20 protein-coding genes and 1 pseudogene are annotated in these 22,971 nt (G+C 65.0%); 8 read left to right on the top strand and 13 right to left on the bottom strand.

Annotated elements, in window-relative coordinates; translation table 11 throughout:
• The first annotated feature begins 28 nt into the window (after positions 1–28).
• Positions 29–931 (top strand): LysR substrate-binding domain-containing protein, encoded by a 903-nt coding sequence (locus tag NKJ28_RS17875; protein WP_023674388.1) that lies wholly within the window; start codon positions 29–31, stop codon positions 929–931.
• A gap of 17 nt (positions 932–948) precedes the next feature.
• Here NKJ28_RS17875 and NKJ28_RS17870 read toward each other — a convergent pair whose 3' ends face one another.
• A complete protein-coding gene (locus tag NKJ28_RS17870; protein ID WP_352636590.1) occupies positions 949–1,938 on the bottom strand; it encodes a zinc-dependent alcohol dehydrogenase family protein in 990 nt (329 codons plus the stop codon).
• 103 nt (positions 1,939–2,041) lie between these two features.
• On the opposite strand from NKJ28_RS17870, the gene NKJ28_RS17865 reads away from it, so the two are divergent.
• Together NKJ28_RS17865 and mutL are read left to right on the top strand one after the other, a co-directional pair.
• Positions 2,042–2,944 (top strand): LysR family transcriptional regulator, encoded by a 903-nt coding sequence (locus tag NKJ28_RS17865; protein WP_352636589.1) that lies wholly within the window; start codon positions 2,042–2,044, stop codon positions 2,942–2,944.
• 80 nt (positions 2,945–3,024) lie between these two features.
• Positions 3,025–4,875 (top strand): DNA mismatch repair endonuclease MutL, encoded by a 1,851-nt coding sequence (mutL, locus tag NKJ28_RS17860; RefSeq protein ID WP_352636588.1) that lies wholly within the window; start codon positions 3,025–3,027, stop codon positions 4,873–4,875.
• A 207-nt stretch (positions 4,876–5,082) separates the two neighbouring features.
• Here the strand turns inward: mutL and NKJ28_RS17855 are convergent, their stop codons facing one another.
• Positions 5,083–5,976, bottom strand: a complete 894-nt coding sequence (locus NKJ28_RS17855) for a DMT family transporter (RefSeq protein ID WP_352593097.1) — start codon at positions 5,974–5,976, stop codon at positions 5,083–5,085.
• Between the two features lie 90 nt (positions 5,977–6,066).
• Between NKJ28_RS17855 and NKJ28_RS17850 the strand changes: the two genes are divergently transcribed.
• Together NKJ28_RS17850 and NKJ28_RS17845 are read left to right on the top strand one after the other, a co-directional pair.
• Positions 6,067–6,993 (top strand): LysR family transcriptional regulator, encoded by a 927-nt coding sequence (locus NKJ28_RS17850; RefSeq protein WP_352636587.1) that lies wholly within the window; start codon positions 6,067–6,069, stop codon positions 6,991–6,993.
• A 275-nt stretch (positions 6,994–7,268) separates the two neighbouring features.
• A complete protein-coding gene (locus NKJ28_RS17845; protein ID WP_031211156.1) occupies positions 7,269–7,502 on the top strand; it encodes a DUF2093 domain-containing protein in 234 nt (77 codons plus the stop codon).
• A 252-nt stretch (positions 7,503–7,754) separates the two neighbouring features.
• On the opposite strand, the gene lpxK is transcribed toward NKJ28_RS17845, so the two are convergent.
• The 7 genes from lpxK to epmA form a co-directional block, all read right to left on the bottom strand.
• Positions 7,755–8,783, bottom strand: coding sequence for a tetraacyldisaccharide 4'-kinase (gene lpxK, locus NKJ28_RS17840; protein WP_352636586.1), 1,029 nt, complete (start codon positions 8,781–8,783; stop codon positions 7,755–7,757).
• Between the two features lies 1 nt (position 8,784).
• Positions 8,785–10,101 (bottom strand): lipid IV(A) 3-deoxy-D-manno-octulosonic acid transferase, encoded by a 1,317-nt coding sequence (gene waaA, locus NKJ28_RS17835; RefSeq protein WP_352636585.1) that lies wholly within the window; start codon positions 10,099–10,101, stop codon positions 8,785–8,787.
• Entirely contained in the window at positions 10,098–10,877 is a 780-nt protein-coding gene (locus tag NKJ28_RS17830; protein WP_352636584.1) for a lysophospholipid acyltransferase family protein, read from the bottom strand. The genes waaA and NKJ28_RS17830 overlap by 4 nt, the downstream gene beginning before the upstream one ends.
• Before the next feature lie 5 nt (positions 10,878–10,882).
• On the bottom strand, positions 10,883–11,128 hold the full coding sequence (locus tag NKJ28_RS17825; protein ID WP_023674378.1) for a DUF4170 domain-containing protein: 246 nt from the start codon (positions 11,126–11,128) through the stop codon (positions 10,883–10,885).
• Positions 11,129–11,202: 74 nt separating this feature from the next.
• Positions 11,203–12,009, bottom strand: a complete 807-nt coding sequence (locus tag NKJ28_RS17820; RefSeq protein ID WP_352636583.1) for a 3'(2'),5'-bisphosphate nucleotidase CysQ — start codon at positions 12,007–12,009, stop codon at positions 11,203–11,205.
• A complete protein-coding gene (locus NKJ28_RS17815; protein ID WP_352636582.1) occupies positions 11,996–13,339 on the bottom strand; it encodes a TldD/PmbA family protein in 1,344 nt (447 codons plus the stop codon). The genes NKJ28_RS17820 and NKJ28_RS17815 overlap by 14 nt, the downstream gene beginning before the upstream one ends.
• Positions 13,340–13,506: 167 nt before the next feature.
• Positions 13,507–14,553 (bottom strand): EF-P lysine aminoacylase EpmA, encoded by a 1,047-nt coding sequence (gene epmA, locus NKJ28_RS17810; protein WP_352593087.1) that lies wholly within the window; start codon positions 14,551–14,553, stop codon positions 13,507–13,509.
• 114 nt (positions 14,554–14,667) lie between these two features.
• Here epmA and efp point away from each other — a divergent pair, with 114 nt between their 5' ends.
• On the top strand, positions 14,668–15,234 hold the full coding sequence (gene efp / locus NKJ28_RS17805) for an elongation factor P (protein ID WP_352569791.1): 567 nt from the start codon (positions 14,668–14,670) through the stop codon (positions 15,232–15,234).
• Between the two features lie 131 nt (positions 15,235–15,365).
• Here efp and NKJ28_RS17800 read toward each other — a convergent pair whose 3' ends face one another.
• Positions 15,366–16,373, bottom strand: coding sequence for an AraC family transcriptional regulator (locus NKJ28_RS17800; RefSeq protein WP_352636581.1), 1,008 nt, complete (start codon positions 16,371–16,373; stop codon positions 15,366–15,368).
• A 224-nt stretch (positions 16,374–16,597) separates the two neighbouring features.
• Between NKJ28_RS17800 and NKJ28_RS17795 the strand changes: the two genes are divergently transcribed.
• Together NKJ28_RS17795 and NKJ28_RS17790 are read left to right on the top strand one after the other, a co-directional pair.
• On the top strand, positions 16,598–17,980 hold the full coding sequence (locus NKJ28_RS17795; protein WP_352452295.1) for an FAD-binding oxidoreductase: 1,383 nt from the start codon (positions 16,598–16,600) through the stop codon (positions 17,978–17,980).
• A gap of 210 nt (positions 17,981–18,190) precedes the next feature.
• Positions 18,191–18,931, top strand: a complete 741-nt coding sequence (locus tag NKJ28_RS17790; protein ID WP_023674368.1) for a gamma-glutamylcyclotransferase — start codon at positions 18,191–18,193, stop codon at positions 18,929–18,931.
• Here NKJ28_RS17790 and NKJ28_RS17785 read toward each other — a convergent pair.
• The 3 genes and pseudogenes from NKJ28_RS17785 to NKJ28_RS17775 form a co-directional block, all read right to left on the bottom strand.
• The gene (locus tag NKJ28_RS17785; RefSeq protein ID WP_352636580.1) at positions 18,918–20,900 is read right to left on the bottom strand and encodes a glycoside hydrolase family 127 protein; all 1,983 of its coding nucleotides are present in this window, start codon (positions 20,898–20,900) and stop codon (positions 18,918–18,920) included. The two genes, NKJ28_RS17790 and NKJ28_RS17785, sit on opposite strands and share 14 nt — an antisense overlap.
• 27 nt (positions 20,901–20,927) lie before the next feature.
• The gene (locus NKJ28_RS17780; protein WP_254817449.1) at positions 20,928–21,785 is read right to left on the bottom strand and encodes a carbohydrate ABC transporter permease; all 858 of its coding nucleotides are present in this window, start codon (positions 21,783–21,785) and stop codon (positions 20,928–20,930) included.
• Positions 21,785–22,709 (bottom strand): annotated as a pseudogene (locus NKJ28_RS17775) (carbohydrate ABC transporter permease). Before NKJ28_RS17775 ends, NKJ28_RS17780 begins: the two are co-directional and overlap by 1 nt.
• Positions 22,710–22,971 lie beyond the last annotated feature (262 nt).

Raw genomic sequence — 22,971 nt, 5'->3', positions numbered from 1 at the left:
ATCCTGATCTCTTGTATAAGCTCAGCTTATGCGAAGCTTGCGCCACCTGCTGCCGTCGGCCGGCAGCCTGATCGTTTTCGAGGCCGCCGGGCGGCTGTCGAGCTTTACCGCCGCCGGGCGCGAGCTCGGCATGACGCAGGCTGCCGTCTCCTATGCGATCCGTGGGCTCGAAGAGCAGCTCGGCGCCAAACTCTTCCAGCGCCGCCACCGGCAAGTCAGCCTGACCGAGGCTGGCGACCGCTTCCATGCCGACGTCTCGCTCGGCCTGTCGCACATTCGCAAGTCGGCGGAGGATCTGCGCCAGATCGCCGTCGGCGCGCATGTGACGCTCGCGGCCTCGACCGCCTTCGCCTCGTTCTGGATGATGCCGCGCCTGCAGCAGTTTCGCGACGAATTGCCGGGCATCGACCTGCGCATCCAGACCGCCGACCGCGATCTCGACATCATCGCCGAGGACATCCCGCTCGGCGTCCGCGGCGGCGAGCCCAAGGAATGGCCGGATTATCATTCGCTGCCGCTGGCCGATGAGGTGATATTCCCCGTTGCCGGCGTTAGTTATGTGGCACGGTTCGGGCTGCCGGAGCGTGTCGCGGACCTTCAATCGCACCGCCTTATTCATCTTGAAGAGCCGTTTCGCGAGGCTGCGAGCTGGGACGAATGGTTCGCCTCGGCCGGTGTCGACATCGCCGATGCCGGGCGCGGCTTGCGCATCAACGACTATGCGCTGGTGATCCAGGCAGTCATGGAAGGGCAAGGCATCGCGCTCGGCTGGGGTCACCTCGCCGAGCGGCTGCTGGCATCAGGGCTGCTGGTGCGCGTCACCGGCCACACGATGACGACCGGCAAGGGCTTTCATGTCATCTGGTCGAAGAACCGCGAGCTCAGCGACAATGCCCGCAAGGTGCGGGACTGGCTGGCGGCGCAGGCGTGAGGCCGATAAATGCCCGGTCAAACCGTCACGACGATCTTGCCGAATTGCTCGTTCGATTCGAGATAGCGGTGCGCCTCGACGATCTGGTCGAACGGAAAGGTTCTGGCGATTGCCGGCTTCAGCGAACCCGAGCTCAGTCCGGCAAGGATGAACGCCTTGGCGGCCTGCAGCCGGACCGGATCGCGCACGATCTCATGGACGAGATAACCGCGCAGCGTCAGTGTCTTTGCCAGCACTGCAGGTAGCGGAAAGGGTGTCGGGTCGAGGCTCAAGCCGCCATATTCGATGAGAATGCCACCCGGTGCCATCGCTGCCGTCAGAGGCTTGAAAATCGGGCCGCCGACGGCATCGAACACCACGCGCACGCCGTCCGGGCCGGCGATTCGCTTCAGCCTAGCTTCCAGGTCCTCCTCTGCCGAGGCGATGACGTGGGCCGCGCCGAACTCAAGCAAAGCCCGCTTCTTGGCGGATGTCCGTGTGACCGCGATCGGGGTCGCGCCAATCATGTTGGCGATCTGGATCGCCGCAAGTCCGACGCTGCTCGAGGCCGCGGTAATGACAACAAAGTCCTCGCTTTGGAGGTTGGCAATGTCGATCAGCGCACCGTAGGCGGTGAGATATTGCATCCACGCGGCGGCGGCCTCTTCCCAACTCAGCGATGGCGGGTGCTTGACGACGAGCTCGGCGGGATATCTGGCAATCTCACCATAGGCAGGCCAGCGGACCATCGACAATGGCGGCACGATGCTGACGGCATCGCCAGGCGCAAACCCGTCCACGCCTTCGCCGACCATCTCGACGATACCCGCCGCCTCGAGCCCAAGACCGGAAGGCAACGGCGCGGTCTGGATGTAGGTCCCCGAACGCAGCAGCGCCTCGGCGCGGTTTATGCCCAACGCCTTGACGCGGATCTGAATCTCACCGCTCGCGGGCGCAGGCGTGTCAACATTCTCGATGCGCAGGACCTCGGGACCACCGAGCTCATGAAAGCGAACGACACGTGCCATCGGTCACAACTCCAAAATATTTGAACTGAATCAGCTATGCCAGCGCTCATCAGACGGATAAATAGCCGCTTGAGTAGATCAGCAGAAACTGTGGGTTTTGAATATGGATCGCCTTACGAGCATGGCCGTGTTCGTCAAAGCCGTCGACCTTGGCTCGTTCGCGGCCGCGGCGACGGCTCTCGATCTGTCCGGGCCGATGGTCGGCAAGCATGTCCGGTTTCTCGAGGAGCGCCTGAGCGTGCGCCTCATCAACCGGACCACGCGCCGCCAAAGCCTGACCGATTTCGGGCGCGCCTATTATGAACGCTGCCGGCTGGTGCTTGCCGAAGCGGAGGCCGCGGATGCACTCGCCGCCGACCAGCTTGCCGAACCGCGCGGAAAGCTGCGTGTCCTCATGCCGGTGCATTTCGGCCGGCGCTGCGTTGCCCCGATCCTGTTCGGGCTTGCGCAGCAATATCCGGCGCTGGAACTTAACCTATCGTTCAGCGATGCCATCGCCGATCTGGCAGAGGATGGCTGCGACCTTGCCATCCGAACGGGCGATCTGGAGGACCAGACCGGGGTGATGGCGCGTCGCATCGCGCGCCAGCACATGGTCGTCTGCGCGTCCCCGCCCTATCTCGACCGGCACGGCGAGCCACATGAAATAGATGACCTCGGCAGCCATCACGCGATCATCTACCGCCGTTCCGGGCGTGCCGTTCAGCCGTGGCTGTTTCCGCGCAATGGCCACCCCGCGATTGAGGTCAGGCCAGTCAGCAGATTGCGGCTCGACGACCTCGATGCCATCGCCGATGCCGCGGCCGCCGGCATGGGGCTCGCGTGGCTGCCATACTGGATGGTTCGCCAGCGCATCCAGGCGGGCGCACTTGTCCCGCTGTTGCCGGAACAATCCCGGTTTCTCTATGACGTTCATGCCCTGTGGTTGCAGACGCGTCATCTGCCGATGAAAGTCCGCCTTGCCGTCGATGCACTGTCGGCAGCGCTGCCCAAGCTCATGAGTTGAAGTGCACGGCCGCGGTCGGCTGCGTGGATTTCCTCAATTCCGCCCTCCCGCATCGATCACGAATCCGCCTATAGTGCCCCATGCCCATCCGCCAGCTTTCCGAAACGATGATCAACCAGATCGCCGCCGGCGAAGTCATCGAGCGTCCGGCAAGCGTGGTCAAGGAGCTGGTCGAAAACGCACTCGATGCCGGCGCTGCCAGAGTCGAGATCGTCACCGCCGGCGGCGGGCTGAACCTGATCCGCGTCAGCGACGACGGCTCGGGCATTCCGGAAAAGGAACTGGCGCTGGCGATTGCGCGCCATTGCACCTCCAAGCTCGCCGACGACATTCACGACATCCGCTCGCTCGGCTTTCGCGGCGAGGCCTTGCCGTCGATCGGCTCGGTGGCGCGGCTGTCGATCCGCTCGCGCACCGCGTCCAGTGAAAACGCCGCCGAGATCGGCATCGACGGCGGCCGCGTCTCCGCGGTCAGGCCGGCGGCGGCCAATCGCGGCACCACGGTCGAGGTGCGCGACCTGTTCTTCGCCACGCCCGCAAGGCTCAAGTTCATGAAGGGCGAGCGCGCCGAAAGCTCGGCCATCGGCGACGTGGTCAAGCGCATCGCCATCGCCTTTCCCGCCGTGCGCTTCACCCTGGCCGGGCCGGACCGCTCGACGCTGGAACTACCGGCGACCGACGACAGCCCGGAAGGCCGGCTGCGCCGGGTGGCGCAGGTGATGGGCGCCGACTTTTCCGACAATGCGATCGCCATCGACGCGATGCGGGACGGCGTGCATCTCGCCGGCCATGTCTCGGTCCCCTCCTTCACCCGCGCCAACGCGCTGCAGCAATACGCCTATGTCAACGGCCGCCCGGTGCGCGACAAACTGATCGCCGGCGCCATTCGCGGCGCCTTCGCCGACGTGCTGCCGCGCGACCGCCATGCCGTCACCGTGCTGTTCCTGACGCTCGATCCGGCGATCGTCGACGTCAACGTCCATCCGGCCAAGGCAGACGTGCGCTTCCGCGACCCGGGGCTGGTGCGCGGGCTGATCGTCGGCGCTATCCGCGAAGCGCTGGCCAATGCCGGCATCCGCGCCGCCACCACCGGGGCCGCCGGCATGATGGCGGCGTTCCGGCCAGGCGCCGCATCCTATGCGCATGGTGGCCCGGCCAACGGTCACCGCAGCTACGAGGCCGCCTATCGGGCATCGGGCTTTTCCGGGTTCGATCCTGCCCGTTCGCCGCAGCGGCCGCTCGATATGGGCGACGGGTTCGGCGAGGACGAGCAGGCGGCCTTCGACGCGGGGCCGCTGCACAGCGCCGATGCGCGCGCCGGGCAAAACGAAGCGGCGAAAACGCTGCTCGGCACGGCGCTGGGCGCGGCGCGCGCGCAAGTGCACGAGAATTATATCGTCGCCCAGACCAGGGATTCGCTTGTCATCGTCGACCAGCATGCGGCGCATGAGCGGCTGGTCTACGAGGCCTTGAAGAACGCCCTCCACTCACGCGCGGTGCCGTCGCAGATGCTGCTGTTGCCCGAGATTGTCGACCTGTCGGAAGAGGATGCCGAGCGGCTTGCCATACACTCCGAGACGCTGGCCCGCTTCGGCCTCGGCATCGAGCGCTTCGGCCCCGGTGCCGTCGCGGTGCGCGAGACGCCGTCGATGCTCGGCGAGACCAACGTCCAGCAGCTGGTGCGCGATCTCGCCGACGAGATCGCCGACAACGACACGGTCGACACGCTGAAGGAGCGGCTGGACAAAATAGCCGCGACCATGGCCTGCCACGGCTCGGTGCGTTCCGGCCGCCTGCTCAAACCGGAAGAGATGAACGCGCTGCTGCGCCAGATGGAGGCGACGCCGGGCTCCGGCACCTGCAACCATGGCCGCCCGACCTATATCGAGCTCAAGCTCGCGGATATCGAGAGGCTGTTTGGGAGGCGGTGAGAAGGTCGCAGGGCGCGGACCCCCACCCGGACCTTCGGTCCGACCTCCCCACAAAGGGGGAGGTTGGGAGATTAGCCGCGGGCGCCTCGCGAGGAGCTTACCCTCCCCCTTGTGGGGAGGGTCGCTGCGAAGCAGCGGGGTGGGGGTACGAAAAGAGCCGCTGTACAGCGGCTCTTTTCGAGTCAGGCACAGCCCCAAACCCTTTGCTCATCTCTTCAAATTCACCACGATGACGCCGCCTAGCGCCAGCGCGCCGCCGAAGATGCCAAGCAGCGTCGGCACCTCGCCCAGCCAAAAGAAGCCGATCAGCGTCGCCATCGGCGACACCAGATAGAGGAAGTTCGAGGCACGCGCCGCGGGCAGTCGGGAAAGTGCTGTTGCCCAGGCAGCGTAGGCGATGAGGCTGGGCACGATGCCGAGAAAGATGACCGCGCCGAGCCCGGCCGTATCGGCGACCGCCGCCTGCGCCAGACCGCTCGGCAGGAACGGCGACAGGCAGAGCGCGCCAAGCACCATGTTCGAGGCCGAGATCGTCAGCGGGTGGTGGCGACCAAACAGCGGCTTCTGGACGATGGTGTTGACGGCCGAGCACAGCGCCGAGCCGAGGACAAGCAGCGCACCGCTGTTGAAATGCAGCCCTTGCCCCTCGCCCATGGCGATGATCCCGATACCGGCGAAGGACAGGAATGTGCCGGCCCAGGCCAGGCCCGAGAAGCGTTCGCCGAGCAGCGCCATGGCCATGATGGCGGTGAAGATCGGGCTGACATTGATGATGAAGCCGGCCGCACCGGCCGAAACGGTCAGCTCGCCGAAATTGAGCATCACCGTGTAGAGCGCGACGAAGACGGCACCACCGAAGACAAAGCGCCAGAGTTCATCGAGCCTGGGCAGTGCCGGCCGCTTGACCGCGAGGAAGATCGCCGCCGGAACCGCGGCGATGGCAAAACGCAGCGCGCCAAGTTCCAGCGGCCCGAAAGCGGCAAGGCCGGCGCGGATCGCCGGAAAGGCGGAGGCCCAGCCGACCACCGTCAGCGCCACCGCGATGGCAGCCGTGGCATCCATGCGCTGTGTCGTATTCAACGTGCCGGTGTAAGCGCTCATCTGGGTGTCCTCGCGATCCAATGCCATGAAGTAGAGAAACGCTATTGCGGGTCGGTTGACAAACGAACAAATCGAGGATCACCTGTGACTATGGATCACAGCTTAGACCCGATGCTGCCGCTCGAAACGCTGCGCGCCTTCGACGCCGCGGCTCGGACCGGCAGCTTTTCGGCGGCGGCCGAGAAGCTCAACATCACCCATGGCGCCGTCAGCCGGCAGATCGCCAAGCTCGAGGGCTGGCTTGGGCTGAAAGTCTTCGATCGCGGCGCGCGCGGCGTCTCGCTGACCGTCGAAGGCAATCGCCTGCATCTGCGCACCACCGAAGCCTTTGCCCTGATCGCCAGCAATTCGGACCGTTGGGTCGAGCCGCGCGGCACGGCGGTGGTGCGGCTGACCTCGATCCCTTCGGTCAGCGGGCTGTGGCTGATGCCGCGCATGGCGGCGCTGGAGAACCACCCGTCCAAGCTGCGTATAGTGCTCGACGTCGACATCCGCCAGGGCGATCTTGCCGACGAGGGCATCGACCTGTCGATCCGCTGCGGGCGCGGTCGCATTCCGGGCCGGATCTCGGTGCAGCTTTTCGAAGAATATGTGTTCCCTGTCGCCTCGCCGGGACTGGCCAGGGAGATCGGCCGCGGAGATCCCGCCCGGCTGCTCGAATTTCCGGTGATCAATGATTCCGACGCTTCGGCTTGGCGCGCCTGGTTTGCGGCGCAGGAGATGGACTATCGGCCCCGGCCGCACGACCGCCGTTTCGAGGACTACAACCTCGTGCTCGACGCCGCCGCGCACGGGCTCGGCATTGCGCTGGCACGTCCGCCGTTGACGGTGGACCAATTGAAATCGGGCCGCATCGTCGCCGTAGACGAGCGCAGTGCGCTCAGCCCGATATCTTACTGGCTCGACCGGCCGCTGGGGCGCCCGCGCGCCGCCGCCGCCGAACTCGCCCGGCGCATCGCGGTCCAGGCAGGACTAGCAGCGGAGAAGATCGAAGAGTTCCTTGAGGTAGAGAGCTAGGAGCGGCGGACAAGCGCTGATCTCCCCCCTTGTGGGGGAGATGCCCGGCAGGGCAGAGAGGGGCGCGAAGGATCGCTAGCCTCGCTAACTTTAAGACCAGCCGAGAACAAGCTGAGGACGCAATCGCAATCGATTGAGAGGTCCGCGGGACAGCGCCCCCCTCTGTCCTGCCGGACATCTCCCCTACTAGGGGGGAGATTGGCCGTCATCAACGTCAAGCTTGACCTCGCCGCAATTTGTGGCGATGACATCGTCATGAATTTCGGCACCACCCCATGATGAACCGTTTCGAAGGACCCGGCGGCAAGGAAGCCCGCATCCGCTATCTCGACGGCGACTTCCAGGTGACCAGCCCCGGCGCCTTCGTGCGCTGCGCGGTGACCGGCGAGAGCATCCCGCTCGACGAGCTCAAATACTGGAGTGTCGCCAGGCAAGAACCCTATGTGAATGCCGCCGCCTCGCTGCGCCGCGAGATCGAAGCGCATCCGGAACTGCGCCGCCGACGCTAGTCCAGCGCAAATGGAAGTCGCCCCGTTGCGATCCTGCGCCCTCTGCCGCGGCGTCAGGCCGGCAACACCGAAACCTTAGAGGCTATCTTGAAATAAAAAACCCGCCTCAGGCTCGAGGGCGGGTCACCGGCGAATCATCACCATAGCTAAATTACTAGCATAGCTGCCGGCACAAAGCAAGAACAAAATACGTTCGACCGGCGGAAAGCTGCAAATTCCAGTCCCGCATTGCCTCGGTGCTCAAGCTTCTGGTCAGCCTTTAAGCCGGCGCTGCCGCCAGGCATCCAGCGTCTCGTCGATGATGCGTTGCGGCACATGGTCGAGCTCGAAGACGGTGTCGATCTCCAGCACATCGAGCCCGTCGAGGAATTCCGGCGGTGCTGCGCCGTGACGCAGGCGGGCAGCGTCCTTGGCGGTGGTAATGAGGCCAAGCCCGGCTTTACGTGCCGTCGCCGCCAATTCGGCAAGCTCGTCCTCGCCATAGAAATGATGGTCAGGAAACGATTTGGTCAGCGCAAGCTCGCCGCCGGCCTCGCGGACAGTGTCGAAAAACTTATCGGGATGACCGATGCCGGCGAACGCCAGGAAACGCCTGCCGGCCAGCGTCACCTTGCTGCTCGGGGCAGTGTGCGCCTCGAAGATCGGCCTGCCGGCGCGCGCTGCCTGGCGCACGACCGTGTCGGCCGCGGTGCCCTCGCCCATCTTCAGCAAGGCGCTGGTGAAGACCAGTTGGTCGACGATGTTTGCCCGCAGAGGCCCGCCGGGGATGACGCGGCCATTGCCGATGCCATGGCGCGCATCGACAACGACCAGCGCATAGTCGATGTGGATGCGCGCGCTCTGAAAACCGTCATCCATGATCAAGAAATCGCAGCCGAGCTTCTCCAGCAGAAGCCTGGCGCCGGCGGCCCGGTTCGGCGTCACCGCGACCGGCGCGTGTTCGGCCAGAAGCAGCGGCTCGTCGCCGACATGCTTGGCGGCGTCGTGGTGCGGATCGACTATATGCGGCTGCGCGAAGGAGCCGCCATGGCCGCGCGACAGGAAACCCGGATTGAGCTGCATGCGCCTGGCCTGCTCGGCCAGCGCGATCGCCACCGGCGTCTTGCCGGTGCCGCCGACGGTGAAGTTGCCGACGCAGAGCACCGGCGCCTCGACCTTTTCGCGCGGCGCGTGCCGCATGCGGCGACCGGCGACAAGCGCATAGACGGCGGAAAGCGGCGACAGCGCCGTGACCCGCCAGTCCGGCTCTTCCCACCAGAAGGGCGGCGCTTCCGAGGTCACGTCAGCGCCCGTTCGCGCCCTTCAGGCGCGACTTGACGACCAGCGGCTGGATATAGGGCTCGAGCGACCTGAGCGTATGCGCCAGCGCACCGCGCATCTCGTCGACCGTCGCCGCACCCGCCGCCATCATCTCATGGCGAGCCGCCTCGTTGGTCAAAAGGAAATTAACGGCGCCGGCCAGCATATCGCGGTCGCGCACCAGCTTGGCGCCGCCGCTATCGAGCAGGCGCTGATAGGCCTCGCGAAAATTCTGGACGTTGCGGCCGGCAAGCACCGCTGTCTCCAGCATGGCTGGTTCCAGCGGGTTCTGGCCGCCCTCGGAAGTCAGCGAACGGCCGACAAAGGCGATTTCCGTCAGCCTCAGATAAAGCCCCATCTCGCCGATCGTGTCGCCGAGCAGAATATCCGTGTCGGCGGTGATCCTGTCGCCCTTGCTGCGCTGCGCCAGCTTCAGGCCCATGCCGGAAATCTGGGCGGCCAGCTGCCCGGCGCGATCGGGATGGCGCGGCACGATGATCGTCAAAAGCCCGTGGTGGCGCTTGTGCAGCATGGCGTGAACTTCGGCGGCGACCGCTTCTTCGCCATCATGGGTCGAGGTCGCCGCCCAGGTCGGGCGACCGCCGATCTGGCGTTTCAGCGCCGCCAACGCCCGCTCGTCGGCCGGCGGCGGCGCGGTGTCGACCTTGAGATTGCCGGATACGGTGACCGGCCGGGCGCCGAGCGACAGGAAGCGCTCGCCATCGAGATCCGACTGGGCGACGACATGGGCAAGATTTTCGAACAATGCTTCGGCAATGTTGGCGCGCTTCTTCCAGGACTTGAAGGAGCGGTCGGACAGCCTGCCGTTGACCAGAACCTGCGGCACGCGGCGGGCGCCGAGTTCCAGGATGGTCATCGGCCAGATCTCCGATTCGGCGATGATCGCCAGGTCCGGCTGCCAATGGTCGAGGAAGCGGCTGACCGCCGGCTTGAGGTCGAGCGGCACATATTGGTGGATGATGCGGTCGCCCAGCCGTTCTTCGGCGACCTGCGCCGAGGTGACCGTGCCCGTCGTCAGCACGATGTTGACGCCGTAATCGAGAATGCTCTCGACCAGCGGCACGACGGCGATGGTCTCGCCGACGCTGGCTGCATGGATCCAGATCACCGGGCCTTCGGGACGCTGGCGTCCGGCGACGCCGTAGCGTTCACGCCGGCGAATGCGGTCCTCCTTGCCTCTGGAAGTGCGCCAGGCGACGTAAGGTCCGACCAGCGGGTAAGCGGCGGCCCCGGCGAAGCGGTAGGCCGTCAGGAAGGCGCGGGCCCAGCGCATACTCATTTCGAACCGTCCACAAGGCGATAGGCCTCGGCGGTCGCGGCATTGAGCGAGGCCGTGACCTCCTGGCGCTTGCGTTCCATTTCCGCGGCGTCGGCGTTGGCCGGCACGAAGACAGGCGTGCCGACGACAATCGAGGAGCGGCCGAAGGGCAAGTTGATCGTCGTCTTGTCCCAGCTGCCCTGGATCACCTTGCGGCGGCTGGTGGCTATCGCGGCAGGCAGGATCGGCCGGCCGGACAGCCGCGCCAGAAGGACGACGCCGAGCCCCGCATCGCGCGGCGTGCCGTGGGGAATATCAGCAATCATGGCGACATTCTTGCCGGTGGCGAGCGACTTTTTGAGGGCGATGAGCGCCTTGGCCCCGCCCTTGTCGAGATGCCTTGCGCTTTCGCGCCCGCCAGAGCCGCGCACCGCCTCGATGCCGAATTTCTCGACCATCAGCGCGTTGAGCTCGGCATCGGCGCTGCGCGATACCATGGCAACCAGCGGCCGTCCCTTGGGATAGTAGGCCGGGGTCAGCAGGTGCTGGCCGTGCCAGAGCGCGATGATGCCAGGCTCGAGCTGCGCATAGGCGCCGCCGGAAAACTTGGCCGATCCGTCGACCATGCGGTTGGTCAAGCGGACAAGGCGGACGAAATACGCAAACAGCGCGGCAAGCGCATTCTTGACGAATCGCGACTGCGCCAGCGGTTCGCGGATCTTGCGCCAGAACGTCTTCGGCTTGCGACGTCTGACCGCCGACCGCGGGGCTGATCGCTTGACCGCTTCATGGTTCATCGATGTCAACCGACAGCCTTGTTTTCGGGGTCGAGCAGGCGGTGCAGGTGAACGACGAAATAGCGCATATGGGCATTGTCGACGCTAGCTTGCGCCTTGGCCTTCCAGACGGCGTGCGCCGATTGATAGTCCGGATAGATGCCGACAATATCGAGCGCGTCGAGATCGCGGAATTCGGTGCCGCCCAGCTTCTTGAGTTCGCCGCCGAACACCAGGTGCAAAAGCTGTTTCTTTCCGTCTTCAGCGGCCATGTCGATCCTTCACATATCGTGAGTTTGGGACAGGTCTAGACCAAAGCCGCCGACTTTGGAACTATTGATAGTGGTCAATTGTCCAGGCCGGCGATGACGCCGGCGAGCACGGCGAGGAGTTCGCCGCTGCCGGCGGCGAGCGGTCCGTGACGGATCACTTCGCCGGCATAGAGCGGCGCGCGGCCATGCCGATCGAGCAAGGCGCCGCCTGCCTCGCGCAGGATGAGATCGGCCGCGGCGATGTCCCAGTCATGCGCGTTGGCCTTGACGAAGGTGGCATCGAGCTGGCCGCCGGCGATCATCGCCAGCCGGTAGGCGAGCGAAGGAATATAGAGCACGCGCTTCAGCCGTTTGTGCCATTTCGCCGGCATCAGGTCGATCATCGCCTGCGGTCCGGCGATTTCGGCCGTTTCCGACGGCGGACGCACGCTGATGCGCCTGCCATTCAGGAACGCGCCCTCGCCCGGCAGCGCCCAATAGATTTCGCCCTTCGCCGGGCAGTCGAGCACGCCGGCAAGCGTTCGGCCGTTCTCGACCACAGCGACGCTGACGCACCATGTGGGCAGCCCTTCGAGGAAGCCGCGCGTGCCGTCGATCGGATCGACGACGAAGGTGCGGCGCGCGACAAGCCTTACCGGGTCGTCGACGGTTTCCTCCGACAGCCAGCCATAATCCGGCCGGGCCGCCAGCAAGGTCTCGCGCAGATATTTGTCGGCGGCGTGATCGGCTTCGCTGACCGGCGAGGTGCCGCCCTTCATCCACACTTGCGGATTGTTGTTGAAGTACTGCATGGCGATGAGCCCCGCCTCGCGGGCGGCATCGCGCAACAGCTGCAGGTCTTCAGTAGCGCCGGCCGAGACGGCCGGGTCAAGCTCCGGCAAGGGTCATTCCTTCGATCAAAAGCGTGGGCGCGGCAGTGCCGAAATTGCGGTCGAGATCGCTCGCCGGAACCATGTTGAGGAACATCGTCTTCAGATTGGAGGCGATGGTCACCTCGGCGACGGGATAGGCCAGCTCGCCATTTTCGATCCAGAAGCCGGAAGCGCCGCGGCTATATTCGCCCGTCACCATGTCGACGCCCTGGCCGAACACTTCGGTGACGTAGAAGCCGGTCTTGAGCGACTTGATCAGCTCTTCCGGCGTATTTTCCCCGGGCTCGATGGCGAGATTGGTCGACGACGGCGAGACCGACGAGCCGCTGCGCGAGCCGCGCCCATTGGTGACGAGGCCGAGTTCCCGAGCCGCCGAAGTCGACAGGAACCAGTGGTTGAGCACGCCCTTGTCGACCATGAACAGTTTTTCGCCCTCGACGCCTTCGCCGTCGAACGGGCGCGAGGCCTGTCCACGGCGCCGGAGCGGCTCGTCGGTGACGGTGATTGCGGCCGAAGCCACCTTCTTGCCCATCATGTCGCGGAGAAAGCTGGTCTTGCGCGCGACCGCGGCGCCATTGATGGCACCGGCAAGGTGGCCGGCAATGCCGCGCGCCACACGCGGATCGAACACCACGTCGACAGGCCCGGTCGCCGCCTTGCGCGCGCCGATGCGGCGGACAGCGCGCTCACCGGCCTTGCGGCCGATGTCTTCCGGCGCGTCGAGATCGGAAAAATGCTGGCGCGAGGAGAATTCGTAGTCGCGCTCCATGCCGGTGCCCTCGCCGGCGATCACGCTGGTCGAGCGTGAAAAACGCGAGGCGACGTAATGGCCGACGAAGCCGTGAGAGATGGCGAGCACCAGGCCGCCGAGCCCGGCACTGGCGCCACTGCCGGCCGAATTGGTGACGCCCTTGACGGCAAGCGCCGCCGCTTCGGCGGCAAGCGCTGCTTCCTTCAACTGGTCTGCCGACACCTCGGTGGCGTCGAACAGATCGAGGTCGCGCGGTTTCTTGACCAGCAAGGCCGGGTCGGCGAGGCCCTGATAGGGATCCTCGGGGGACACCTTGGCCATGGCGACCGCGCGCTCGGCCAGCATATTGGGGTCGGATGCCGCCGTTGCCGAAACGCTCGCTACCCGCTTGCCGACGAAGACGCGCAGCGAGACGTCCTCGCTCTCGGACGCCTCTGTGCCTTCGACCTTGCCAAGCCGCACCGACACGCCGGTCGAGCGGCCGCGCACCGCAACGGCATCGGCGGCATCGGCGCCGGCCCGTTTGGCAGCCTCGACCAGGGCCGCGACGCGATCGGTCAGTTTCGCTGCGTCGAGCGTATCGGTCATGCGCATGATCCTGTTATTTCCGGCCGGCTGAAGGGCAGCCGCTGCTGCACCATCTATTGTCCCGATGCCGCTTCTGCAATGGCGAAGCGGGCAAACCGGGTGCATTAAGCGCCCAAACAGGACCGCAGGCCGCAGGCGGATGAACGGCGAGCGAGATCGACAATCCCTCAGGAAGCGGCCACCGGCGTCCAGATCACGTCGTCGATCCTGAGCGCGCCGGTGGCGAGCATCACCAGCCGGTCGAAGCCGAGCGCGGCGCCGCTCGCCTGCGGCATGATGGCGAGCGCGGCGAGGAAATCCTCGTCGATCGGGTAGCGTTCGCCATAGACGCGCTGCTTCTCATCCATTTCGGCGGCAAAGCGCCGGCGCTGCTCGGCCGGATCGGTCAATTCGCCAAAGGCGTTGGCGAGCTCGACGCCGCAGCAATAGAGCTCGAAGCGCTCGGCGGTGCGCGGATCGTCGGCGCTCGGCCGGGCCAATGCCGCCTCCGAGATCGGATATCCGAAAAGAATGGTGTTGCGCCCCTGCCCCAGCGCCGGCTCGATTTTTTCGACCATCACCCGGCTGAACAGGTCGGCCCAATTGTCATCGGGCGCGGTCCGCAATCCGGCCTGGACCAGGGCGGCATGCAACCCCGCGCGGTCGGTGCTGCCATCGGCTGCAACCGTCGCCAGCAGATCGATGCCGGCATGGCGCATGAAAGCTTCGGCGACGCTCAACCGTTCCGGCTCGGCGAACGGATCGGCTTCACGGCCGCGGAAGCTAAAACGCTTCGCTCCGGCCCGTTCGGCCGCCAGCGCTACGAGCTCGGCGCAGTCGCGCATCAGGCTCTCATAGGTCTCGCCGACGCGGTACCATTCGAGCATGGTGAACTCAGGATGGTGCAAGGGGCCGCGCTCGCGGTTGCGCCAGACAGCCCCGAGGCTGAAGATGCGCTCCTCGCCGGCGGCAAGCAGCTTCTTGCAGGCGAATTCCGGCGACGTGTGGAGGTAGAGCGGCTGGCGCTGCCCGTCCGGCCCGATCGCCTCGGTGGCAAAGGCCGACAGGTGCGCTTCATTGCCGGGCGAGACCTGCAGGGCCGATGTCTCCACCTCGACGAAGTCGCGGCGGGCGAACCAGTCGCGCATCCCGGCGGCAATGGCATTGCGCAGGATCAGCCGCGGCCGGCGGTCGGCGTGGACATGCGGCGTCCACCACGGCGAGGCGGCGGTCATCGGCTTCAGGGGAATTGCACAGAGGGCTGGCGATTGCGGCCAAGATGCGCTAGGCCGCACGCAACGGCCTCTCCAGCCGATTTGCGCCAACAAATTTTATCAGGATGGAAACCCGTGAAGGTCATCGCCAGCTCCTTACGCAAAGGCAACGTCGTCGAAAAGGACGGCAAGCTTTATGTGATCCTCTTTGCCGAAAACATTCATCCTGGCAAGGGTACGCCGGTCACCCAGCTCGACATGCGGCGTATCTCCGACGGGGTAAAGGTTTCCGAGCGTTACCGCACCACCGAGCAGGTCGAGCGCGCCTATGTCGAGGAGCGCGAGCACACGTTCCTCTACCGTGACGGCGAAGGCTTTCACTTCATGAATCCGGAGAGCTACGACCAGGTCGCGGTGCCGGAAAGCGTGATCGGCGACATGGCGCCCTATCTGGTGGAAGGCATGCCGGTGCAGATCTCGCAATACAACAACATCGCCATCTCGCTGGTACTGCCGCAGCGCGCCACTTTCGAGGTGGTCGAGACCGAGCCGGTGACCAAGGGCCAGACGGCGTCCTCGTCCTACAAGCCGGCAACGCTGTCCAACGGCGTGCGTACCCTGGTGCCGCCACACATCAGCGCCGGCACCCGCGTGGTGGTGATGACGGCCGATGGCGCCTATGTCGAGCGCGCGAAGGATTGAGGCGCGAAGTCTGACACGCCTCGCCGAAAGCGTCGCGGCGGCCGGTCATCGTCTACCGCTTTGTGCCAGGGGCTTTCGAGCATTGGGACGCTGCACGCAGACCGAAGCGTCAACGCCCTGCCAGTTCTTTCCTATTGTACGACGCCAGCGGGCAATCTCTGAGCCTCGAGCAACGCCGACCGTCCCTTTCGCCAGATGCCAGGTGGAATGCCGACGAACTTTTTGAAGGCGCGATTGAAGGCGGCTTCCGACTCGTAGCCGACCTCGGCACCCGCTTGCGCGATGCTCATTTCGGGCCGTTCGAGCAAGCGTCCTGCCAGTTGCAGACGCCAGCGAGCAAGATAATGCATGGGGGAGACCTCGACATAGTGGGTAAAGCGGCTCGCAAACGCCGTGCGCGAGAGCCCTACTTCGCGGGCGAGCCGGTCCAATGTCCATTCCTCCCTTGGGCGAGCGTGGATGAGCCGGAGCGCCTCGCCGACGTGTGGATCCCGTAGGCCTGACAGCCAGCCGCGCGAATCGTCGGGGAGGGTCTCGAGATGGCGGCGGATTATCTCGACAAACATCAGCTCGCTCAGCTTGGCGAGTATCGTTTCACAGCCCGCCCGCCCACTGCCACCTTCGGCCAGCGCCAGCCGAAAAAGGTCGATAACCCAACTGCTTCCATCGGCGGGCTTGCGGGCACACAGGATGGCCGGCAATGCGGCCAGGAGAGGATTGAAGGGACGTGCATCGCAGCCAAGATACCCGCAAATGAACCGGGTCCGCTCGTCTCCGCCGCCACCATGGATCACCGCGAACGGCAGGCTCTCGTCTATCGGCCGATAATACATCGCCATATTGGGTTCGCCCCGCGCCCCCGGCGAGGAGCTCAACACGTTCGGAACACCACCGGGGAAGACAACGACATCACCGGCGTTCACGAGCACCGGCGGCACCGAATCGTCTCCCAGCGCGGCCCAGCACGAGCCCGACATCACGGCATGAAAAGAAATGATGTGCTCTGCCTCCGGCATGACGGCGGCGGCAATGTCGGCCGTGCCCGGCGACTCGCCAACCCAGGGAGAGCTGGCGTCGACGTCGAAATAGATCGCACCGGTGAGGCGAACGGCTCGGAGCACATCGGAAAGGACATCCATGCACTGCACCTCCGGAAACGATCGGCTACTCCCTTTGACAACGAGTTTTTCGGTCAGGCATCGAACTATCCGGCAATATGGCCGCCCGGGCAACCATCCATCTGGTCTAATCCTACTCTGAACGATCGGGCAACAGAAATGGACGATGTGACATTTGCGGGAACAGCGGACGAGACTAGCGTTTCATCGACCGGCCGACAGGTCCAATAATAGGGAGGAATGTCATGAACGATGAAGACATCACCAAATTCGCAGCAAGCCTGCGAGGCGAAGTCATCCGCGCCGGCGACGCCCGCTATGACGAGGCCCGCAAGCTCTACAACGGCATGATCGACAAGCGGCCGCTGATCATCGCCCGCTGTGTCGACGTCGCCGACGTAATCACAGCGGTGAATTTCGGCCGCGACAACAATTTGCTGGTTGCGGTACGTGGCGGCGGCCATAACGGACCAGGATTGGGGAGCTGCGACGACGGTCTGGTGATCGACCTGTCGGCGATGAACGGCGTGCGCGTCGATCCGGATGCCCGCACGGCGCGAGTAGGCCCGGGCTGTACTCAGGGCGACCTCGACCATGCCACCCATGCCTTTGGCCTGGCCGTACCGGCGGGCATCATCTCGACCACCGGGGTCGCCGGACTGACGCTGAGCGGCGGCCATGGCTATCTGACGCGCAAATATGGCCTGACCATCGACAATCTGATCGAGGCCGATGTCGTGCTTGCCGATGGAAGCTTCGTCACCGCCAGCAAGGAGCGGAACCCCAACCTGTTCTGGGCGCTTCGCGGCGGCGGCGGCAATTTCGGCATCGTCACCAGCTTTGTGTTCAAGCTCCACCAGGTCAGCATGGTCTTTGCGGGGCCGATCGCATGGGATCAGCGCCACGCCCGCACCATCATGCAGCATTATCGCGAGTTCCTGCCGAACGCGCCCGAAGAACTCGGGATCTTTCTCGGGCTCAAGACCGTCCTCTCGAGCGCACCCTTCCCTGAAGAGTTTTGGGGAAAGCGGATGTGTCTGCTGATGTGCTGCTACAACGGCCCGGAGGAAAAGGGCAGAGAGGCGCTGGCCCCGCTGCTCGATGCGCTGCCCGCGCCCTGGTTCAACTGGATGGGAACGATGCCCTATCCCGCGGTGCAGAGCATGTTCGATGGGCTCTACCCAAAGGGAATGCAGTGGTACTGGCGGGGCGATTTCGTCAAGACGCTGTCCGACGAGGCGATCGACGCCCATCTCAAGCAGGCGGCGAAGACGCCGAGCGAGCTATCGCTCATGCACCTCTACCCGATCGATGGTGCGGTCCATCGCGTCGGCAAAGACGAGACACCCTGGAATTACCGTGATGCGACCTGGTCGATGGTCATCGCCGGGATCGATCCGGACCCACAGAAAGCGGGGCCGGTGACGCGCTGGACCAAGGCCTACTGGGAGGCCGTGCATCCGTTCGATCTGGGCGGCGCCTACCTGAACTTCATGATGGATGACGAGGGCGATGCAAGGCTCAAGGCGGCTTATGGCGACAACTATGAGCGCCTGGCTACGCTGAAGAAGAAATACGACCCGAACAACCTCTTCCGGGTGAACCAAAACATTCGACCGGCTGCTTGACGGCGGTGGCGGCCGGCCAGATCAGCCTCCGCACTGAAGCGCGTCGCGCTGAAATGGGTTCAGTCGACGCGCTTAAGCCCGCTGGGTATTTCGTCGAATCCAGTCAAGCTGTTGTACATGACAGTTCGGATGCTGATCCGCGCCGGTGTACTCGGCCCTTGAGAATCCTCCAGCCTTCGGCAACATGGCGGCAAGGCTGAGAGCATGAGGATGAGCAAGGTCATTTCCGCCGCATCACGGCGTTCGCCGCGCAAGACACCGATGGCGCTGACCGAGGCGCTGGTCGCCCGCACCTTGCGTGCGGTCGAGGATGCCGGGCCGACGCCGGGCATGGTCTACATGACCGATGCCGATTACGCGCGCATTCGCGACGAGGTGCTGGCCGGCGCGCCGGGCGGGCCGGTGAAGCTGTTCGCCTATGGCTCGCTGCTGTGGAAGCCGGCCGGCGAGGTCAGGGGTGGCGAACGGGCCGTGGCGACGGGCTGGCATCGTTCGTTCTGTTTTACGGTGCAGCGCTTCAGGGGCACCATCGAGCAGCCCGGCCTGATGATGGCCCTCGACCGCGGCGGCCAGTGTCAGGGCATGGTATTCGAGATCGCCGAGCCAGTGGGGGCCAATCTCGAAACGTTGCTGCGACGTGAGATGACCATCCTGCCGGCCGTCAACGTGCCGCGCTGGCTGCAGGTCAGGACGGGCGACGGCACGGGCCAAGCGCTTGGTTTCGTTGTCGATCCCGCCAATCCGCGCTATGCCGGCAAGCTCGAAAAGCGAGCGATAGCGGCGACCCTGGCCACGGCCGTCGGCCATTGGGGTTCGGGCGCCGAATATCTGTTCGAGACCATTCGCCATCTCGACGCCTGCGGCATCCGCGACCGCAATCTCTGGCAGTTGCAGGAACTTGTGGCCGAGGAGATCGGTCGGGCGCTGCGATCGGGCTTCATTCGTCCCTGAGCCAGACCAGCATCTCGCCGGGGTCGCGGTTGTCCCAGGCGAAATACGGCACGGCGGTGATTTTCGCGTCCTCGACCGCCGGCGGTTCGGTGCGGTAGAGCCCCTCTTCCCAGTTTTCGAAAGCCTCCTTTTTGGCAATCGCCGAAAGTGTCACGACGCCGCCCAGAAGGTTCGGCTGCTGATGCGCCTCGATGTCGGCCGTGCGCGGCAGAGCGATGCGGTGCAGCTGGCTGGAATTGTCGGTCTCCTCGACGCAATAGATCAGCGGGCCGCGCGCCAGTGCGACACGGCCGATATCCTGCCGCACCTGCGGATTGGCGTAGAGGCGGTCGACGGCCATTTCGAGGTCGAGCTCGACCCGGTCGCCCTTGCGCCATTCGCGGCGGATCGCGGCATAGCCGTCGCTGCTGATGGCAGCCAGATCGACATCGGCGCCGTTGACCTTGAGCGCTGCCTTGCGGCACCAGGCCGGCAAGCGCAGGTGCAAAGTGAACTCGGTCGGAGCTTCCGGTTCGACAGAGATCGAGACCGCGCCGTCCCATGGATAGTTACTGGTCTGGGTGAGCTCTATTTGCCGGTCCGCGATATCGAAACGAGCCGTGCCGTTTCCATAGAGATGGACGGCGAGTGCGTCGTCCGACAGGCCGTAGAAATAGCTGCCGATCGAGGCGACCATGCGCCCGACATTGGGCGGGCAGCACGGGCAGCGGTGCCATTTCCAGCGGTGGTGGGCGCCGCGGCTTTCGAGCGGATTTTCGTAGAAGAACAGCGAGCCGTCGAGCGACAGGCCGGAGATCGAGCCGTTGTAGAGCGCCCGCTCCATGATGTCGGCGTAGCGCGCATTGGGGCCCATGCCGAGCATGCGGCTAGCCCAGAACACGAGGCCGACCGAAGCACAGGTTTCGGCATAGGCGGTGTCGTTGGGCAGGTCGTAATCGGCGGTGAAACCCTCATTGTGCGAGGACGGCCCGAGGCCGCCGGTGACGTAGAGGTTCTTGGTCATGAGGTCGTCCCACAGCCGGTCGAGCGCCACCCGCAGCGTGTCGTCGCCATATTCGGTGGCGATGTCGGCCGTGCCCGAATAGAGATACATCGCCCTCACAGCGTGGCCGACGACCTTGTCCTGTTCGCGTACCGGTCTGTGCGACTGGTTGTATTCGTAGGTCTTGAAATGATACGCCTTGGGGTCGGCGCCGCGGGCGCGCGCCTCCTCGTCGAAATAATGCGGCTGCTGTCCCCGCTGATCGATGAAATATTTGGCAAGCTCCATGTATTTGCGCTCGCCCGTCACCCGTGCCAGCTTGACCAGCGCCAGCTCGATCTCCTCATGGCCGCAATAGCCCTTCTTCTTGCCGGGCTCGGGACCGAACGTCTCGGCGATGTGATCGACATAGCGGCACATGATGTCGAGCAGCTTGCGTTTTCCCGTGGCCTGGTAATAGGCGACCGCGCCTTCGATCAGGTGTCCGGCGCAATAGAGCTCGTGGCAATCGCGCAGATTGGTCCAGCGCAGGCCGGGCTGGATGCGCTGGTACCAGCTCGACAGATAGCCGTCGGGCTGCTGCAGCTTGCCGTACATGTCGATGACGGCGTCGATCTTCTTCTCCAGCTCGTCGTTGCGGCGGCGGTAGAGCGAATAGGCGGCGGTCTCGATGGTCTTGCCCCAATCCGAGTCCCAGAACATCTGCGTCGTCACCGTCGATCCGGTGAACTCGTTGCCGGCGGTGGCCGCCTCGTCCGGCGAGGGTGAGTGGAACGGAATGACGACGCCGGGCGACGGCCGGTCGGGGTCGATCTGCTCCAGCATGCGCGCCTCGACGCAGCGGTCATAGAGGATGCCGGCGGTCTTTGCGGCGACGGCATCGACGCGGTCGCCCCAGAAGCCGCGCACATCGACCTGCGGCACGGGCAGCGGGCGGAAGGCGAGTTTCGGCTTGGCGCCCTGACTGGCGGATTGCGATGCGGTCATCAATTTACTCCGGTTCGGTTCGATTGGTCACTTCACGGCCCCTGCCATCAGGCCGCGGATGTAGAAGCGCTGCAGCAAAAGGAAGAGCACCAGGCACGGCACCATCATCACGGTGACGCCGGCCTGCACGGCGCCCCAGTCGATCGCGCCGAAGCGGCCGGACTGCAGCGCGGTCATCATGATCGGCAGCGTGAATTTCGACTGGTCTGTCATCAGCACCAGCGCCGCCAGAAACTCGTTCCAGGCGCCGAGGAAGGCGAACAGCGCGATGGTGACGATGCCCGGCCAGACCAGCGGCAGCATGACCCTGAGCAGCATTGTGACGTTGTTGGCGCCGTCCATGCGCGCGGCCTCCTCGATCTCGCGCGGCACCGCGTCGAAGGCGTTGCGCATCATGAAGATCGAGAACGGCAGCTGCAGCGTGACGTAGACGCAGACCAGCCCGGTCAGCGTGTTGTGCAGGCCGATTTTTGTCAGCACCAGGAAGATCGGCGTCAGGATCGACTGGAACGGGATCATGATTGTCGACAGGATGACGACGAACAGCAGGTTCTTCAGCGGAAAGCGGAAGCGCGAGAAACCGTAGCCGGCGAGCACGCTGACGATCACCGACAGCACCACGGTCATGACCGAGACGTAGATGCTGTTTTGCGCCGGCAGCCACAGGCCGTCGCCGAAGGTGTTGAGCGTGGCGTAGTTCTCGAGCGAGATGCCGCTGGTCGGCCAGGGCGGCAGCGGCGGCTGGCGCGCCTCCTGCGCCGGCTTGAAGGCCGAAAGCACCGTCCAGGCGATCGGCGCCAGGAACAGTATGGATGCGATGATGCCGGTCGAGTGCTCGGCAATCTGCATGCCGATGCGGCGTTTGCGGCTGCGGGCCTGTGCCATCAGTCGACCCCTTCCGGATTGCGCAGCAGCCGCAGCTGGATAAGGCTGAGCGCCACCAGGATGACCAGCAGGACCATCGAAAGTGCTGCGCCATAGCCGAGCTTGAACGACACGAAGGACTGGTTGAAGATCCAGTAGACGGCGGTCAGCGTCTGGTTGCGGCCCGCCGCGCAGAATGATGTAGAACTGGTCGAAGGCCAGGATCGAGCCGGCAACCGACAGGATCAGCGCCAGCGCCAGCGTGCGGCGCATCAAGGGCAAGGTAATCGCCCGGAACCGCGCGAATGGCCCTGCCCCGTCGATCATCGCCGCCTCCTGCAGGTCCGGCGGGATCGACTGCAGGCCGGTCATCAGGATGATCATGGTGAAGCCCGCCACCTTCCACACCACCATGGCGATGATCGACCAGAAGGCCGGCTGGAAGGTCGCCAGCAGGTTGAATTTCTTCTCGGTCAGGCCGAGCTCGAAAGCGGCCGGGCTGAACAGGCCGGAATCGACATTGAGCAGCCACGACCACAAAAGGCTCGCCGAGGCGAAGCCGATAACCGCCGGCATGAAGAAGGACGTGCGGTAGAAGCCGGTCAGCTGCCGCGGCCTTTCGATGAACAGCGCCAGCGGAAAGGCGACGGCGAAGATCGCGATCGTCACCACCACCGTGTAATAGCCGGTGAACTTCAGCGCGTTCCAGAAACGGGTATCGCGCAGGATCGCCCAGTAATTGTCGAGCCCGATGAAGCTGTGCGCGCCCATCAGCGGCCAGTTGTGCAGCGACATCCAGGCGGTCATGCAAAGCGGCACGATGAAGAAGACCACGACAAGGGCGACGGCCGGCGCGACATAGAGCAAGCCGATCCACTGCCGGCGGCCGGCGCCGACCAGTTTGTATGCGCGCGCTGGCGCGGAGATTGCTGTGATGGTGGTCATGCCGTGGTCTTCCGTTAGCGCTACGTCCCCCTCCCCCTTGAGGGGAGGGTCCGGCCGAAGGCCGGGGGTGGGGTCCTCCGCGAAGCGCGCCGACATCAAAAGAGCGTCGAGCACTGCCGCGATGACCCCACCCGGACCTGCGGTCCGACCTCCCCTCAAGGGGGAGGTTAAGGGGCTGCGGGGGTGGGGTCTTGTGCGAAGTGCGCCGACAGAAACGTCGAGCACTGCCGCAACGACCCCACCCGGACCTTCGGTCCGACCT

Source organism: Mesorhizobium sp. M0145, from assembly GCF_040322355.1.
In the GTDB taxonomy this organism is placed as follows: domain Bacteria; phylum Pseudomonadota; class Alphaproteobacteria; order Rhizobiales; family Rhizobiaceae; genus Mesorhizobium.
This window is presented reverse-complemented; position numbering and strand designations above follow the sequence as displayed.